At 72.1% G+C, this 14,612-nt stretch carries 15 protein-coding genes; 7 read left to right on the top strand and 8 right to left on the bottom strand.

Features of this window, described 5'->3' with window-relative positions; genetic code table 11:
* Window positions 1-258: 258 nt before the first annotated feature.
* On the top strand, window positions 259-1,179 hold the full coding sequence (locus Mam01_RS00005) for a Gfo/Idh/MocA family protein (RefSeq protein WP_204283145.1): 921 nt from the start codon (window positions 259-261) through the stop codon (window positions 1,177-1,179).
* A gap of 10 nt (window positions 1,180-1,189) precedes the next feature.
* On the top strand, window positions 1,190-2,776 hold the full coding sequence (locus tag Mam01_RS00010; protein WP_204283147.1) for an alkaline phosphatase D family protein: 1,587 nt from the start codon (window positions 1,190-1,192) through the stop codon (window positions 2,774-2,776).
* Here the strand turns inward: Mam01_RS00010 and rocD are convergent.
* The 4 genes from rocD to Mam01_RS00030 all read right to left on the bottom strand — a co-directional run bounded on the left by rocD (window position 2,745) and on the right by Mam01_RS00030 (window position 6,558).
* Window positions 2,745-3,950 (bottom strand): ornithine--oxo-acid transaminase, encoded by a 1,206-nt coding sequence (rocD, locus tag Mam01_RS00015; RefSeq protein WP_204283149.1) that lies wholly within the window; start codon window positions 3,948-3,950, stop codon window positions 2,745-2,747. The genes Mam01_RS00010 and rocD overlap by 32 nt on opposite strands.
* Entirely contained in the window at window positions 3,947-4,831 is an 885-nt protein-coding gene (gene ddaH, locus Mam01_RS00020; protein ID WP_239100901.1) for a dimethylargininase, read from the bottom strand. Before ddaH ends, rocD begins: the two co-directional genes overlap by 4 nt.
* Before the next feature lie 106 nt (window positions 4,832-4,937).
* Complete coding sequence (locus Mam01_RS00025; RefSeq protein WP_204283151.1) at window positions 4,938-5,387, bottom strand: Lrp/AsnC family transcriptional regulator; 450 nt, start codon at window positions 5,385-5,387, stop codon at window positions 4,938-4,940.
* Window positions 5,388-5,520: 133 nt separating this feature from the next.
* Window positions 5,521-6,558: a DMT family transporter gene (locus Mam01_RS00030; RefSeq protein WP_204283152.1), complete on the bottom strand. Its 1,038-nt coding sequence runs from the start codon at window positions 6,556-6,558 to the stop codon at window positions 5,521-5,523.
* A 116-nt stretch (window positions 6,559-6,674) separates the two neighbouring features.
* Here Mam01_RS00030 and Mam01_RS00035 point away from each other — a divergent pair, with 116 nt between their 5' ends.
* Window positions 6,675-7,355 carry a TetR/AcrR family transcriptional regulator gene (locus Mam01_RS00035; protein WP_204283154.1) on the top strand — a complete coding sequence of 227 codons (681 nt, stop codon included), beginning with the start codon at window positions 6,675-6,677 and terminating at the stop codon, window positions 7,353-7,355.
* On the opposite strand, the gene Mam01_RS00040 is transcribed toward Mam01_RS00035, so the two are convergent.
* A complete protein-coding gene (locus Mam01_RS00040; protein WP_204283155.1) occupies window positions 7,309-8,001 on the bottom strand; it encodes a TetR/AcrR family transcriptional regulator in 693 nt (230 codons plus the stop codon). The two genes, Mam01_RS00035 and Mam01_RS00040, sit on opposite strands and share 47 nt — an antisense overlap.
* Before the next feature lie 64 nt (window positions 8,002-8,065).
* Between Mam01_RS00040 and Mam01_RS00045 the strand changes: the two genes are divergently transcribed.
* From Mam01_RS00045 to Mam01_RS00055, 3 genes are all read left to right on the top strand, one after another.
* The gene (locus Mam01_RS00045; RefSeq protein ID WP_204283156.1) at window positions 8,066-8,809 is read left to right on the top strand and encodes an ABC transporter ATP-binding protein; all 744 of its coding nucleotides are present in this window, start codon (window positions 8,066-8,068) and stop codon (window positions 8,807-8,809) included.
* A complete protein-coding gene (locus Mam01_RS00050; RefSeq protein WP_150939014.1) occupies window positions 8,806-9,534 on the top strand; it encodes an ABC transporter permease in 729 nt (242 codons plus the stop codon). Before Mam01_RS00045 ends, Mam01_RS00050 begins: the two co-directional genes overlap by 4 nt.
* 70 nt (window positions 9,535-9,604) lie before the next feature.
* Window positions 9,605-10,537, top strand: coding sequence for a LysR substrate-binding domain-containing protein (locus tag Mam01_RS00055; RefSeq protein WP_150939019.1), 933 nt, complete (start codon window positions 9,605-9,607; stop codon window positions 10,535-10,537).
* A 31-nt stretch (window positions 10,538-10,568) separates the two neighbouring features.
* Here Mam01_RS00055 and Mam01_RS00060 read toward each other — a convergent pair whose 3' ends face one another.
* Window positions 10,569-11,468: a Sco1979 family transcriptional regulator gene (locus Mam01_RS00060; RefSeq protein ID WP_204283158.1), complete on the bottom strand. Its 900-nt coding sequence runs from the start codon at window positions 11,466-11,468 to the stop codon at window positions 10,569-10,571.
* Between the two features lie 260 nt (window positions 11,469-11,728).
* On the opposite strand from Mam01_RS00060, the gene Mam01_RS00065 reads away from it, so the two are divergent.
* A complete protein-coding gene (locus Mam01_RS00065; protein WP_191910415.1) occupies window positions 11,729-12,223 on the top strand; it encodes an ATP-binding protein in 495 nt (164 codons plus the stop codon).
* Window positions 12,224-12,251: 28 nt separating this feature from the next.
* Here the strand turns inward: Mam01_RS00065 and Mam01_RS37180 are convergent, their stop codons facing one another.
* Together Mam01_RS37180 and Mam01_RS37185 are read right to left on the bottom strand one after the other, a co-directional pair.
* On the bottom strand, window positions 12,252-12,962 hold the full coding sequence (locus Mam01_RS37180) for a DUF5941 domain-containing protein (protein ID WP_204283159.1): 711 nt from the start codon (window positions 12,960-12,962) through the stop codon (window positions 12,252-12,254).
* Window positions 12,959-14,554: a CDP-alcohol phosphatidyltransferase family protein gene (locus Mam01_RS37185; protein WP_150939024.1), complete on the bottom strand. Its 1,596-nt coding sequence runs from the start codon at window positions 14,552-14,554 to the stop codon at window positions 12,959-12,961. The genes Mam01_RS37180 and Mam01_RS37185 overlap by 4 nt, the downstream gene beginning before the upstream one ends.
* Window positions 14,555-14,612: the final 58 nt, after the last annotated feature.

Raw genomic sequence — 14,612 nt, forward strand, 5'->3', positions numbered from 1 at the left:
GGTTTCAACGGTGGTGACGAACTGCTGATCTGGCGGAGTACGAGCACGGCGACGGCTTTCGGCTTCGCCCCCTACAAGAGCCTGGGCACCGGCTGGGGCATCTTCGGCAACAAGCTCCTCACCTCCGCCCCCACCGACTGACCATCACCCCGGGACGTCGCACCTGCGGACCCGTGGCCCCGGCCGGCCTCCGACCTCGCCCCGGCCGGGGCCCCATCCGGCGGAGAGCGGAGACGGCGCGCCGATAGTCTCCCCGGCATGAGAGTCGGGATCGTTGGCCTGGGAGACATCGCGCGGAAGGCCTACCTGCCGGTGCTGGCGGCCACACCGGGGATCGAGCCGCTGCTGTGCACCCGCGACCGGGCGGTCCTCGACCGGCTCGGCGACGCGTACCGGATCGGCGCGAGGTTCGCCGCGCTGGACGGGCTGATCGGGGCGGGGATCGACGCGGCGTTCGTGCACGCGGCGACCGAGGCGCACGTCCCCGTCGTGACGGCCCTGCTGGAGGCGGGCGTGCACGTCTACGTGGACAAGCCGCTCGCGTACGACGCCGAGGCGAGCGCCGGGCTCGTACGGCTGGCCCGCCAGCGGGGCAGGTCGCTGATGGTGGGGTTCAACCGCAGGTTCGCCCCCGGCTACGCCGCCCTCCGCGAGCTGCCGCGCGACGTGATCGTGATGCAGAAGAACCGCCGCGACCTGGCCGGCGACCCTCGTACGGTGATCTTCGACGACTTCGTCCACGTGGCCGACACGCTGCGCTTCCTCGCGCCGGGGGAGATCATCGACACCTCGGTCAGGACCCGCGTGCGGGACGGCCTGCTGGAACACGTGGTGCTGACCCTCGGCGGCGACGGCTTCACCGCGATCGGCGTGATGAGCCGCACCAGCGGCGCGGCCGAGGAGACCTGCGAGGTGATGGGCGGCGGCGCGAAACGGCGGGTCGTGAACCTCGGCGACGTGGTGGACCTCGACGGCGGCGAGACCCTCGCGCGGCGGGCGGACTGGGTCCCGGTGGCCCGGCAGCGGGGGATCGAGCAGGCCGCCGGAGAGTTCGTCGACGCGGTCCGCGGCGGACGGGTCCTCACGGCCGACGACGCCCAGGTCACGCACGAGTTGTGCGAGGAGATCGTACGGCGGACGAATGAGCACGAGTCGCGCTTTACCACCCTTTTGCAGTAGGAAGGTACTCGTGTCAGAACTTGTGCTGGGCCCGCTGCTGCGCCACGTGGACGGGTCCGCCGCGACCGTGTGGGTGGAGACCTCCGAGCCCTGCACGGTCCGCGTGCGGGCCGGAGACGCCTCCTCGGAGGAGTCCACCTTCACCGTGCACGGCCACCACTACGCCCTGGTGGACGTCGCCATCGACGGTCCGGTGGCCTACGAGGTGGACCTCGACGACCGCCGGGTGTGGCCCGGGAGCGACGGCATGCCGCCGAGCGTCATCCACCCCGTCACCGGCCTCAACCGGCTGATCTTCGGCTCCTGCCGGACGAGCGTGCCGCACGAGGAGCCGTACGTGCGCACCCACGGCCCGGACGTCCTGCGGGCGTACGGCCTGCGCCTGATGGAGTCGCCGGACGACCGGCCCGACCTCATCCTGCTCCTCGGCGACCAGGTGTACGCCGACGAGCTCACCCCGGACATGAAGGACTTCATCGCCGGGCGCAGGAGTGAGGGCCCGCAGGAGGTCGTCGACTTCGAGGAGTACGCCGAGCTGTACCGCCAGGCGTGGTCCGATCCGGCGGTCCGCTGGCTGCTGTCCACGGTCCCGACCTTAATGATCTTCGATGACCACGACGTCAGGGACGACTGGAACACCTCGTCGGCCTGGCGCGAGCAGATGGCGCAGGTGCCGTGGTGGCACCGGCGCATCGTCTCCGCCTTGGGGTCGTACTACGTCTACCAGCACCTGGGCAACATCCCGCCGGCCGAGCGGGAGGCCGATCCCGTGCTCGCCGCGCTGCGGGCGGGCGCCGGCGAGGAGACGCTCGACGAGTTCGCCCGGCGGGCCGACGAGGACCCCGACTCGGTCCGCTGGAGCTACCACCGGGACCTCGGCGACACCCGCCTCGTCATGCTGGACAGCCGCAGCGCCCGGACGCTCGAACCGGGACGCCGGCGGATGATCGACGCGGAGGAGTGGGGCTGGTTCGAGAAGCTCGCGACCGGCGACCTCGGCCACCTCGTCATCGGGTCCTCGCTGCCGGTCCTGCTGCCGTCCGGGATCCACCACGTGGAGGGCTGGAATGAGGCGGTCTGCGACGGCATCTGGGGCCGCCGGGCGGCGCGGTGGGGCGAACGGGTCCGGCAGTTCCTCGACCTGGAGCACTGGGGGGCCTTCCGCCGCTCGTTCGAGGACCTCGCGCGGGTGCTGGTCGAGGTCGCCTCGGGCGAGCGGGGACGGCCCCCTGCGACCGTCCTGCTGCTGTCGGGCGACGTCCACTACTCCTACATGGCCTCCGTACGGCGGAAGGGCGGGGGACGCATCCACCAGATCGTCTGCTCGCCGATCCGCAACCCGCTGAGCCGCTCGCTGCGCTTCGCCAACATCGTGGCGTCGTTCGGGCTGGCGGGCCTGCTCGGCGGGCTGCTGGCCCGGGCCGGCGGCCTGCCCCGGCCGTCGCTGCGCTGGCGCATCAGCAAGGGACCCTGGTTCCCCAACATGATGACCGCCGTCGACTTCGCGCCCGGGGAGGCCGTGGTCACGTGGTTCACCGACACCGGCGACCTCGACACGGTGACGGTCAGGCCCGAGCCTCCCGCAGCACCGCGCTGAGCTGGTCGGCCGCCCAGGCCAGCTCGTCCCGCGAGACGACGAGCGGCGGCGCGAGGCGGATCGTCGAGCCGTGGGTGTCCTTGGCGAGCACGCCGCGGCGCATGAGCGCCTCGCTGATCTCCCGTCCGGTGCCGAGCGACGGGTCGATGTCGACGCCCGCCCACAGCCCGCGCCCGCGTACGGCGGCCACCCCCGGGCCGAGGTCCGCGAGGCGCTCGTGCAGGAACGCGCCGAGGTCGCGCGCCCTGGCCTGGTACTCGCCGGTGCGCAGCAGTCCGACGACCGCGTCGCCGACGGCGCAGGCCAGCGGGTTGCCTCCGAACGTGGAGCCGTGCTGGCCCGGCCGGATCACGCCCAGCACGTCCTCGTTCCCGACGACCGCGCTCACCGGGACCACGCCGCCGCCGAGCGCCTTGCCGAGGACGTACAGGTCGGGCACGACGCCCTCGTGGTCGCAGGCGAACGTCTCGCCGGTGCGGCCGAGGCCCGACTGGATCTCGTCGGCGACGAACAGCACGTTCGCCTCGTCGCAGATCTCCCTGACGGCGGCCAGATAGCCGTCCGGCGGGACCAGCACGCCGGCCTCGCCCTGGATCGGCTCCAGCAGCACCGCCACCGTGTTCTCGTCGATCGCCTCCCTGACCGCCTCCGCCGAGCCGTACTTCACGATCCGGAAGCCGGGCGCGAACGGGCCGAAGCCGCCGCGGGCGTCGGGGTCGGTGGAGAAGCCCACGATGGTCGTGGTGCGGCCGTGGAAGTTGTCCTCCATCACGACGATGTTGGCCTGGTCGGGGGCGACGCCCTTGACCTCGTAGCCCCACTTGCGGGACACCTTGATCGCGGTCTCGACGGCCTCGGCGCCGGTGTTCATCGGCAGGACCATGTCCTTGCCGCACAGCTCGGCCAGGCCGGTGACGAAACCGGCGAACCGGTCGTGGAAGAACGCGCGGCTGGTCAGCGTCAGCCGGTCGAGCTGCTCGCGGGCGGCCGCGAGGACGACCGGGTTGCCGTGGCCGAAGTTCAGCGAGGAGTAGCCCGCCAGGCAGTCGAGATAGCGCCTGCCCTCGACGTCGACGACCCACGCGCCCTCCGCCGACCGGATCACCACGGGCAGCGGGTGGTAGTTGTGCGCGCTGTGGCTCTCGCCGAGCCTGATGTGGTCCTCGCTTCTCATCGAGTCTGCCCGTCCGTCCTGATCTCGCTCGTCCTGATCTTTCCCGTCCTGATTTCCAGTGTGCAGCACTTGGGGCCGCCGCCGGCCTTGCGCAGCTCGCTCAGGTCGACCGGGACGACCTCGAAGCCGCGGCGCTTGAGCTCCAGGACCAGCCCGGTCGCCTCGGCGTTGACGACGACGTTGTGGCCGTCGCTCACCGCGTTGAGGCCCAGCACCTCCGCGTCCGCGGACGTCGCGACCACGGCGTCGGGGAACAGCCGCCGCAGCACCCTCCTGCTGCCCTCGCTGAACGCCTCCGGATAGTACGCCACGTTGTGGCCGTCCAGCGGGAACAGGGCGGTGTCGAGGTGGTAGTACCTCGGGTCGACCAGGCGCAGCGTGACGACCGGGCGGCCGAGGAACTCCTGGGCCTCCATGTGCGCCGCCACGTCGGTGCGGAAGCCCGTCCCGGCCAGGATCATCTCGTCGAGCGTCAGGTAGTCGCCCTCACCCTCGTTGGTGAAGGACGCCTCCAGTGTCTCGTATCCCTTTTCGACGAACCATCGCAGGTAGGCGGGGCCCTCGGCGGCCCGCTCCGGGTGGGCGAACCTCGCGCCGTAGACCCGCCCGTCCACGACGAGGGCGCCGTTGGCGGCGAACACCATGTCGGGCAGGCCCTCCACCGGGTCGATCAGGCTGACGCGGTGGCCCAGGCTCTCGTACGCCTGCCGAAGGCCCTCCCACTGCCGCAGCGCCGTAGCCGTGTCGGCGCCCTCCTCGGGCCGCATCCAGGGGTTGATGGAATACGAGACCGTGAAGAACTCGGGCCGGCACATCAGGAAGTGCCTGACCGTGCCCGTACGGCCACTTTCCGTGGCCGCGGACTCTGGCGCGATTGTCATCGACGACTCCAAGCGGGAAACCGGTGAACGGGACTTCAGCGTAGGAATCGGCGGTCGGCAATCCAATCCGCCCACGTTGCGATCACCCGGGGATCGGTTGCGTCCTTCAGCCCGTTTGCGGCGATCCGTTAATCAGCCGGGAGAGCACGATGGAGCTCTTGGTCCGCACCACGAACGGCTCGGCCGCCAGGCGCTCGATGACCCGCTCGACGTGCCGCACGTCGGTCGCGCGGATGTGCAGCAGGGCGTCGGCCTCGCCGGTGACCGTGCAGGCCGAGACGACCTCCGGGTGCCGGGAGACGGCGAGCCCGATCTCGGTGGGGGACGTCTTGCCCCGGCAGTAGAGCTCGACGTACGCCTCGGTCGTCCAGCCCAGGGCCGACGGCTCGACCCGGGCGCTGAAACCGGTGATCGCGCCGGTGGCGACCAGCCGGTCGACCCGCCGCTTCACGGCCGGGGCCGACAACCCCACTTGAGCGCCTATTTCGGCGTATGTCGCCCGGGCATCCTCGACGAGGGCCCGGATGATGGCGCGATCGAGCTCGTCCAACCTCACGTGGACCTGTATACAGCCGCCGCCTCACACCTGAGGCGTCCTGGGCGCGGGCGCCCCCGCAGGGCCCGCGCCCCTCCTCGCCTTCCGCGGATCAGGCGGCGCCGCGCCTGTCCCTCTCCCGCGGCCCGTCCGCTCAGGCGAGCTGGACGAGCACCGAACCGGCGATGAGCAGGGCGAGGCCGGTCAGGCGCGGCGCGGTGAGCGGGCGCCGGGGCAACCGCAGCAGGCCGTGGTGGTCGATCACGGCGGAGGCGAGTTGCTGGCCGGTCACCGTGAGCGCGACGGTGGCCGCGGCGCCGATCGCGGGGATGAGCGTGAAGGTCGCGGTGACGTACACCGCGGCGCAGCCGCCGCCCAGCCACCCCCACCAGGGCATCGTGCGCAGCCCGCCGAGCCGCGGCCGGGGCGTGCGGCCGAGCGCGAGCAGTGCGACCAGGACGACGGCGATGGTGACCGTGGCCACCACGAAGCTGATCATCGCGGTGGCCAGCGGCTGGTGGATCTCCCCGCGCAGAATGGCGTTGACCGCCCCCTGCACGGGAAGGACGGCGCCGGCGACGACGCCGAGCAGGACCCAGCCGCTCCGGCCGCGGACGCCCGGCCGAGGGGCCGCCTCCGCTGTCGCCGCCGGGGCGCTGGCGCCGGTGCTCCGGCCACGCCCGGTGATGCCGCCGGTGACGATGCCGGAGGGCGCCCGCACCGGTGTATCGGCCGGTGCCCGGATCGGGCTCTGGCCGCGGATGACGACGGTGATGCCGGCCAGGACGGCGAGCGCGCCCAGCGCGATGCCGGCGTTGAGCGGCTTGGGCGCGATGCCGAGCAGGCCGAACAGGTCCAGTCCCAGCGACGCGAGCATCTGCCCGGTCACGAACAGCCCCGCCGCCGCCAGGGCGCCCAGGCGAGGGAAGAGCAGGATCCCGCTGGTGATGTAGAGCGGGCTGGCCAGGCCACCCAGCAGGTGCCAGAACGGGACGCCGGGCGCCAGGCGGACCGCGCCGATCGCGCCGACGGTGATCGCGAGCAGCGCCAGCACGGCCGCGGCCACGCTCAGTTGCAGCGTGGAGGCGCCGTAAGGGGTGCCTACGGCCTTATTGAGCTGGAGGTTCACCGACGCCTGCACCGCAAGCAGGCAGCCGGTCAGCAGGGCCGAGGCGAGGAGCAGGGGGTGCATCGCCATCCTCTCCGGTGAAAGCGCACACCAAATAAGTGGACATCATGTCCACATGAGTCTAGAAGAAAAACGGACGCGATGTCCACATAGCTTGGCCCCCGGTCTACGATGTCCTCATGACCGACGGGGTGAGTGCGTCCGGAGCGAACCGGACGAACGGCCGCGTACCCCCGCGAGACGCGGCGGATACCGGCCGCGAACCTCCCGTGCTCGCTCTCCAGCCGGCCCGGCCGGCTCCGGTGCGGGAACGGGCGGACGCCGCGCGCAACCGCGTGCGCGTGCTCACGGCGGCCGAGCGGCTCTTCGCCTCCGGGGACGCCCGGAACGTCACCATGGACGAGATCGCCAAGGAGGCGGGAGTGGGGCGGGCGACGCTGTACCGCCGCTACCCGGACATCGCGGCGATCGCCACGGCGCTGCTGGACGAGCACGAGCGGCGGTTGCAGGAGCACATCCTGAGCGGGCCGCCGCCTCTCGGCCCAGGGGCCTCACCGGCCGAGCGGCTCGCCGCTTTCTGTGTCGCCATGGTCGACCTGCTGGAGCGTCATCTGCACCTCGTCCTGGGGGCCGAGACCGGCAGCGCCAGGTTCGGCACCGGCGCGTACGGCTTCTGGCGCGCCCACGTCCGGATGCTGCTGACCGAGTCGGGGGCGCCGGATCCGGACGGCATGGCGGACGGCGTGCTGGCGCCGTTCGCGCCCGAGGTGTATCTCTTCCAGCGGCGCACCCTGGGTCTTTCGCAGAGCCGCGTCACCGAGGCGCTGGTGTGGTCCGCTCACCGGCTGGCGGGAGGCTGACGGCCCGGGGCTCGGGGCGCGCGCAGTAGTCGCCGATCCCGCGCTCCAGCAGGTCGAAGGCGCGCTCGGCGTGCGCGCGGAGGTCCGCGACGATGCCCGCGCCCTCCTCGCCGGCGATCCGCCGCACCGCGAAGTGCCGGGTGAGCGCCTTGACCACCGCGCAGATCTGGGCCGCCACCAGGGACGCGGTCATGTCGTCGGGATCCGCCTCGGTCTCGTCGGCGAGCACGGCGGCGAGCCGCTCCTCGCGGTGCCGGCTCATCATCTCCACCCGGGCCTGCAGCGCCGGGCTCTCCCGGATCCGCTGGACGAAGACGTCCGCGCCCTCGTTGATCCCGTAGCGCCAGTCGCCGGAGTCCAGGGCCGCGAGGAAGTCGCGCCGCACCGCCTCGACCGCCGTCTCGCCGGGGCGGCGCTCACGGACCACGCGCGCCAGCACGTCCATGCTCTCCTCGCCGCGGTCGAGGAACAGGTCCTCCTTCGTGCGGAAGTAGTTGAACACGGTGTTGACCGACACGTCGGCCGCCCGCGCGACCTCGGCCACCGTGACGTTGTCGAACCCCCGCACCAGGAACAGTCCCGTCGCGATGTCGGAGATCCGCTGCCGGGTCTCCCGCTTCTTCCGCTCCCGCAGGCCCTCTTCCATGCGTCGATTCTAAGGACGGCCACAAACTTTAAGTGACTCCAAATTTGGTGTTACTCTACCGACCATGATTCACGTCAGAGGGCTCACCAAGACGTTCGGGACGGTCGAGGCCGTCCGGGGGATCGACGTCGACGTCTCCGCGGGAGAGATCGTCGGCTTCCTCGGGCCGAACGGCGCGGGCAAGACCACCACGCTGCGCATGCTGACCACGCTGCTGCGCCCGACGTCCGGCGCCGCCACGGTCGCGGGCGCCGACCTGTTCGCCGACCCGGTGGCCGTACGCCGGCGCATCGGCTACGTCGCCCAGGGCGGCGCGTTCGGGCCGTTCACCCCGGTCGGGAACGAACTCGTGCTCCAGGCCCGCCTGTACGGCCTGAGCCGGGCCGAGGCCCGCGCCCGCGTGACCTCCCTGCTCACCGCCCTGGACCTCGCCGGGGCCGAGGAGCGGACGACGGTCACCCTGTCGGGCGGCCAGAAGCGCAGGCTCGACATCGCGATGGGCCTGCTCCACCGGCCCACGCTGCTCTTCCTCGACGAGCCCACCACCGGGCTCGACCCGCAGAGCCGCGCCAATCTGTGGGACCACATCCGGCGGCTACGCGAACGGGACGGCGTGACGGTCTTCCTCACCACCCACTACCTGGAGGAGGCCGACGCGCTCTGCGACCGGGTCCTGATCATCGACCACGGCCGGATCGTCGCGGAGGGCGACCCGGAGCGGCTGAAGGCCGAGCACGGCGCGCGCACGCTCGACGAGGTCTTCCTCGCGGTCACCGGCCGCGAGCTGCGCGAGGGAGCCGCCGCGTGACCGCCCTCGCCGTCCTGACCGGCCACTATCTGCGCGCCTCCTTCGGCAGCAAGGTCAGCCTCGCCTTCGGCGCCGTGCAGCCGTTCCTCTTCCTCGTGTTGTTCGGCCCGCTGTTCGCCCGCAGCGGCGTCGGGTCGTGGGCCGTCCTCGTGCCCGGCCTGCTGGTGCAGCTCGCGCTGACCAGCGCCGGGATGGCCGGCTTCGGCATCGTCTTCGACCAGCGGTTCGGCGTGCTCGAACGGCTCCGGGTCGCCCCGGTGAGCCCGGTCACGCTGCTGCTCGGCCGGGTGCTCAGAGACAGCCTGGTGCTGCTGGTGCAGGCGGCCACGATCATCGTGGCGGGCTACGCGCTCGGGCTGCGGGCGCCGCTCGCGGGGGTGCTCGCGGCCCTGCTCCTGATGACCGTGCTGTCGGTCGGCATGGCGTCGCTGTCGTACGCGGCGGCGCTCACGATGCGGCAGGAACTGTTCGCGCCCGTGATGTCCACCGTGGTGGTCCCGCTGATGCTGCTGTCGGGCGCGCTGCTGCCGATGTCGCTCGCTCCCGCATGGCTCGACGTGGTCTCGCGGCTCACGCCGTTCCGGTACGCGGTCGAGGGGCTGCGGGCGTTGTTCTCCGGTTCCTACGGCTCGTCGGCCGTTTTGTGGGGGACGGTCGTGTCCCTGGCCCTCGCGATCGGGGGCCTCGCCCTGGGCGCGAATCGTTTCCGGTGGGAAAAGGCCTGATCAGGGGCCGGAAAAGGCATTCGAAGTTGATACCGGATCGCGGGCGCCAGAGGGGCCGGAGACGGTCACAATGGGTGGCGTGGCGGACGCCAACTTCACCCTCGTCCAGCTGCGTTACTTCGTAACCGCGGCCGAGCTCGGCAGTATGACCGCGGCCAGCAGAGAGCTCATGGTCGCGCAGTCGGCGATCTCGGCCGCGATCGCGCAGGTCGAGCGGGAGCTCGGGGTCCAGCTGCTGATCCGCCACCACGCCCGCGGCCTGTCGCTGACCCGCGCGGGCGAGCGCTTCCTCGTCGAGGCGCGGGAGTTCCTCGCCCACGCGGCGGCCCTCGCCCAGTCGGCGCGCGGCCTCGCGGGCTCGCTCACCGGCGAGCTCGCGGTGGGCTGCCTGACCACCCTCGCGCCGTTCTACCTCTCGCGCCTGCTGCGTGATTTCGCGGGGCGTTACCCGGGGGTGCGGGTCAGCGTCGCCGAGGGCGAGCTGTCGGCGATGGAGGCGGCGCTGCTCGACGGCAGATGCGAGGTCGCCCTGGTGTACGCCATCGACCTCGCCCTCGATCTCGACATACGGCCGCTCACCCAGGCCCGGCCGTACGCGCTGCTTCCCCTGGGGCATCGGCTGGCGGAGGCGGAGGCGGTGTCGCTCGCGGACCTGGCCACCGAGCCGATGATCCTGCTCGACCTGCCGCGCAGCCGCGACTACTTCCGGGCGATCTATCCGACGGAGCCGCGCGTGCGCTTCCGGACGTCGAGCTACGAGACCGCCCGCTCGCTCGTGGCCGGCGGGCACGGCTACTCGATACTGAACCAGCGGGCCGACAGCGACCAGACCTACGACGGGGGGCGGGTGGCCTGCGTGCCGATCAGCGACGACGTCCCGGCGCTCGACGTCGTGCTCGCCTCGGTGCGCGGCGTGCGGCCCACCGCCCGGGCGGTCGCGTTCGCCGAGACGTGTCAGGCGTTCTTCTCCGGCCGGCGGCCCGGTCAGGCCTCCGGCGGGTGAGCCACGACCGTCCCGGGCGCCGTACGGCGGGTCACCGGTAGTCGGCCAGCAGTTCCTTCAGGAACGCGGTCGTCCGCTCGGCCGAGTACGCCTCCACGCAGATCGCGTTCAGCACCTGCGTGTACGCCTCGGTGTCCTCCGCCTTGTCCAGGTAGATGGCGCTGGTGAGCTGCTCCGTGTAGACGACGTCGGGCAGTTCGGGCGCGTCGAAGCGCAGGATCGTGAACGGCCCGCCCACGGTGAACTTCCCGCCGCGGTCGAACGGCACGACCTGCAACGTCACCTTCGACCGCCTGGTCACATCGAGCAGATGCTCCAGCTGGGCCCGCATCACCGCCGGCCCGCCGACCGGGCGGCGCAGCACCCCCTCGTCCACCACGGCCCACAGCGTCGCCGAGTCCGGCCCGGTCAGCCGTTTCTGCCGGCGCAGCCGCAGGTCCACGTGCCGGTCGATCTCGTCGGCGGGTCGTGCCGCGTTGGCCACCTGCACGGTGGCCCGTGCGTACTCGGGGGTCTGCAGCAGGCTGGGGACGAACTGAAGCTCGTAGCAGCGGATGATGCACGCCGCCTCTTCCAGCCCGACGTAGAACTCGAACCAGCCCGGCAGCACGTCGCTGTACTTGTGCCACCAGCCGGGCACGTTGGCCTGCCGGGCCAGGTCCAGCAGCACCGTCCGTTCGTCCGGGTCGGTGAGGCCGTACAACGTCAGCAGGTCGGCGACGTCCCGTTCCTTGAAGCCGACCCGGCCGAGCTCCAGCCGGCTGATCTTCGCGTGTGACGCGCGGATGGTGTGCACGGCCGTCTCCGGAGTGATGCCGCTCTCCCGGCGCAGCCGCCTGAGCTGAGCGCCGAGCACCAGCCGCAGGGCCGTCGGGCCGCTCCGGGCGAGCCCTAACGGTAACGAGGCGGCGTTGTCCGCCTGCGCGTTCACGTGGTCTCCATTGGCGACGCTCCGGGTGATTGCCTCGTGAACCGGGAGTCCGAGGGGGTGAAACAGGTCGGACGGAGGACTATTCGGTTGATCATCCTACCGGATGGGTTCAGAGGCGGGGTTTTCTGGGGACTTCCACGAAAAGTCGCGGGCATCCGACATTTGCACGTGCACGCGCGCTTGCAGCCGCAAGGCACAGGGCAAGATACACGACGGCAGGGAAATTCACTCATGTAATGGTGAGACCTGAGGGACCCGCGATGACAGCAGACCTGGCAGGCCCGGGGGCCGCGACCGCGCCTTCGTGGCTGACCGCGATGTTCGACGAGGACGACGTCGCCGGGCTGTCCCTGCCCGCGTCGGCGACGTGTGACATTCACGGGCGCACCACCTCGCCCGCCGTCGCCAGGGATTTCACCGCCCGGACCCTGTGCGGCTGGGATGCCGACGATTTGGTGCCTGACGCGCAGATCGTCGTGTCGGAACTGGTGACCAACGCGCTCCGCCATGCGCCCGCCGAGCCTGCCGGTGCCCCGCCGATCCGGCTGAGGCTGGTGAGGCACCGTTTTCATATCGGCTGTGGCGTGAGCGACGCCAGTGCGCGGGTGCCCGCGCTGTCTCCCTGGAGCGATCTATCGGAGTCCGGCCGCGGGCTGCACCTGGTCGACGCGCTGTGCGCGGCCTGGGGATGGATCCTCACCCGGGGCGGCGGGAAGGTGGTCTGGGCGCTGTTCGACGCGCGTTCCTCCTACTGACCACCCGCCGCCCGCCGCGCCGCGTGCTTCAGCCCTGGTCGGCGTCGCCGGTGGCCTGCTCGGCGGCGTCCTCGGGCGACTGCTCCAGGTCCTGGTCGGCCTGGGCCAGCGCGGACGCCTTGTCCAGCCGCACCCAGCTGGTGATGCTCTCGATCGCGAACAGCACGAGGAGGTATGCCGTGAGGACGGCGGCGACGGGGGTCAGCCACCCGGCCGCGGCGCCCACTCCGAGGATCAGCAGGCGGACCTCCCAGCCGAGCCCCGCCCGGTACAGCCACGCCGGCGGCCAGATGCCCTGCCGGGTGCGGTAGACGGTGTCGTACGTGTGGTAGCCGATCACGTAGATGAGCACGAACAGCAGCCACTTGGGCGTGCTCTCCGCCAGCCCGAGCAGGATGATCGTCAGGAACTCGGCCGCCCGCAGCAGCGGGGGAGTGAGCCAGTCGAAGCGGCCCAGGTGGTCGCGGCCGGCGGTCGGCAGCACCAGCACGAGCAGCACGGCCACCGGGAGGAGCAGGACCGGGCCGTCGGTGAGGAGCCCGGCGACGGCCGCCGCCACGATGGCGAGCAGCGCCACCACCGTCGCGGGCACCGGCGGCAGCAGCCGGCCCAGGGTGCCCTTCAGCGCGGTGGCGAGCGGGCCGTCGTCGCGGTAGGCGAGCAGGCGCGCGGTCTGGACGCGGCGGCGCTCCTCGTCCGGGTCGGGGAGCGGGATGATGGCCTGCGGCTGGGTGATCATGCGAGTGACCTCAGGAGACGTCCGGTGAGGGTGTAGGTGGCCGCGACGCCGCCCCAGATGATCAGCGTGAGGAACGTGACCCGGGGGTCGAAGAACGCGGCGGTGATCGCGATGGCGGCGAAGCGCTCGCCGATGGGGAACACGATCATCTTGCGGGCCCAGTGGACCGGGCGGAACTTGCCGGCCTTCGTCCAGAGCCGCAGCAGCCCGCGCACGCCGGTGCTCCGGCTCGCCCTGCGCTCCTCCAGCGCCTCCCGCAGCGGGCGGTCGTCGGCGACCGTGAGGTCGAGCGTGGGCAGCGGCACCGGCGCCCTGCGCCGGTTGGCCGCGCCGAACGAGAAGTCGAGCAGGTGCTTGACCGACTGGAGGGCCAGCGCGACCAGCGCCAGCGTCCAGACGCCCTCGCCGTCGCCGAACTGCCCGGACACCGTCGCGCCGACCGCCAGGCCGACGAAGACGGCGTACTCCTTGAACCGGTCGAACGTGGCGTCCAGCCACGCGCCGAGCACGCCGAACTTGCGGGCGTACCGCGCGACCTGGCCGTCGACGCAGTCGAAGACGAACGCGAAGTAGATGAGCACCCCGCCCGCGACGCCCCCCCAGCGGGTGCCGGTGGCGAACGCGCCGGCCGCCAGCAGGCCGAGGGCGATCGAGATCAGCGTCACCTGGTTGGGGGTGAGGCCCCGGCGGGCCGCCCAGCGGGCGATGAAGCGCGAGTAGGTGCTGACGAAGAACGTGGTGAAGAAGCCGTCGGCGCCCTTCACCGCGTTGTCGAGCCGGGCCCGGTCCTCGTCGTAGCCGGCCATCTCCGCCAGCGCCTCGTCGGCCTCGGCCTGGCTGCGGACGCGGCGGAAGAACAGGTCGCGGCGGCCCCGCCGGCCGACCGACACGCCGCGCCGGACCAGGCCGAGCACGAGAAGCTCGGTCACGTCGTCCTCGGGGCCGAACAGGTGGGCCATCTCCGCCAGGTCGCGGGCCGCCTCGGCGAGGGTCGCCAGGTGCCGCTGGTGCAGGTGGAGCGGTCCGAGCAGCGCCGCGTTCGGCCGGGTCACCGCGTGGTAGGCGGTGCCGACCGAGATGATCCGGCCACGGCCCGCGCGGGTGCGCACGGGCAGTCCCTCGAGGAACTCCGAGCCGATCTCGGGCACCGCCTCCTCGATCGGCACCTCTTCGACCGGCGCGTTCTCGTCCCGCTCCGGCCGGGCGATCAGCGCGAGGGCGGCCCGCTTGGCCTTGGTGATCTGGTAGATCAGCTCGTCGTGCACCAGCGAGTCGGCCGGCAGGATCAGCAGGTTGTCCCCGGCGGCCTCGGTGGCCTCCGCCACGTCGGCGAGCGCGCGCAGGTCGCCGGCGACGTCCCGGCTCTCCACCACCCGGCCGTACGGCCGGTGGTAGGCCGCCGCGTCGCCGGGCCGGGCGATCGTCGTCGGCTCGGGGTCCAGCGCGGCGGCCTGCGCGAGCAGCCGGTCGTACGCGGTGGGCGCCCCGGGAAGCGAGGTCAGCGTGACGGCCGCGGGCAGGGCGGGCCGGCCGCCGGGCGGCGGGAAAGCGATCGGGCCGGGCGGTGCGCCCAGCAGGACCACGCGGGTCATGGCAACCTTTCACGCAACGGGGGAGTCAGGCCCTCGGGGCTTGACCGGCGCGGGGAAG

Source organism: Microbispora amethystogenes (assembly GCF_016863015.1).
GTDB classification, from domain to species: Bacteria; Actinomycetota; Actinomycetes; order Streptosporangiales; family Streptosporangiaceae; genus Microbispora; species Microbispora amethystogenes.

Coding starts and splice junctions, on each gene's coding strand:
- Mam01_RS00005 (WP_204283145.1), top strand. CDS start 259: ATGAGAGTCGGGATCGTTGGCCTGGGAGACATCGCGCGGAAGGCCTAC.
- rocD (WP_204283149.1), bottom strand. CDS start 3,950: ATGAGAAGCGAGGACCACATCAGGCTCGGCGAGAGCCACAGCGCGCAC.
- ddaH (WP_239100901.1), bottom strand. CDS start 4,831: ATGACAATCGCGCCAGAGTCCGCGGCCACGGAAAGTGGCCGTACGGGC.
- Mam01_RS00030 (WP_204283152.1), bottom strand. CDS start 6,558: ATGCACCCCCTGCTCCTCGCCTCGGCCCTGCTGACCGGCTGCCTGCTT.
- Mam01_RS00035 (WP_204283154.1), top strand. CDS start 6,675: ATGACCGACGGGGTGAGTGCGTCCGGAGCGAACCGGACGAACGGCCGC.
- Mam01_RS00040 (WP_204283155.1), bottom strand. CDS start 8,001: ATGGAAGAGGGCCTGCGGGAGCGGAAGAAGCGGGAGACCCGGCAGCGG.
- Mam01_RS00045 (WP_204283156.1), top strand. CDS start 8,066: ATGATTCACGTCAGAGGGCTCACCAAGACGTTCGGGACGGTCGAGGCC.
- Mam01_RS00055 (WP_150939019.1), top strand. CDS start 9,605: ATGGGTGGCGTGGCGGACGCCAACTTCACCCTCGTCCAGCTGCGTTAC.
- Mam01_RS00065 (WP_191910415.1), top strand. CDS start 11,729: ATGACAGCAGACCTGGCAGGCCCGGGGGCCGCGACCGCGCCTTCGTGG.
- Mam01_RS37180 (WP_204283159.1), bottom strand. CDS start 12,962: ATGATCACCCAGCCGCAGGCCATCATCCCGCTCCCCGACCCGGACGAG.
- Mam01_RS37185 (WP_150939024.1), bottom strand. CDS start 14,554: ATGACCCGCGTGGTCCTGCTGGGCGCACCGCCCGGCCCGATCGCTTTC.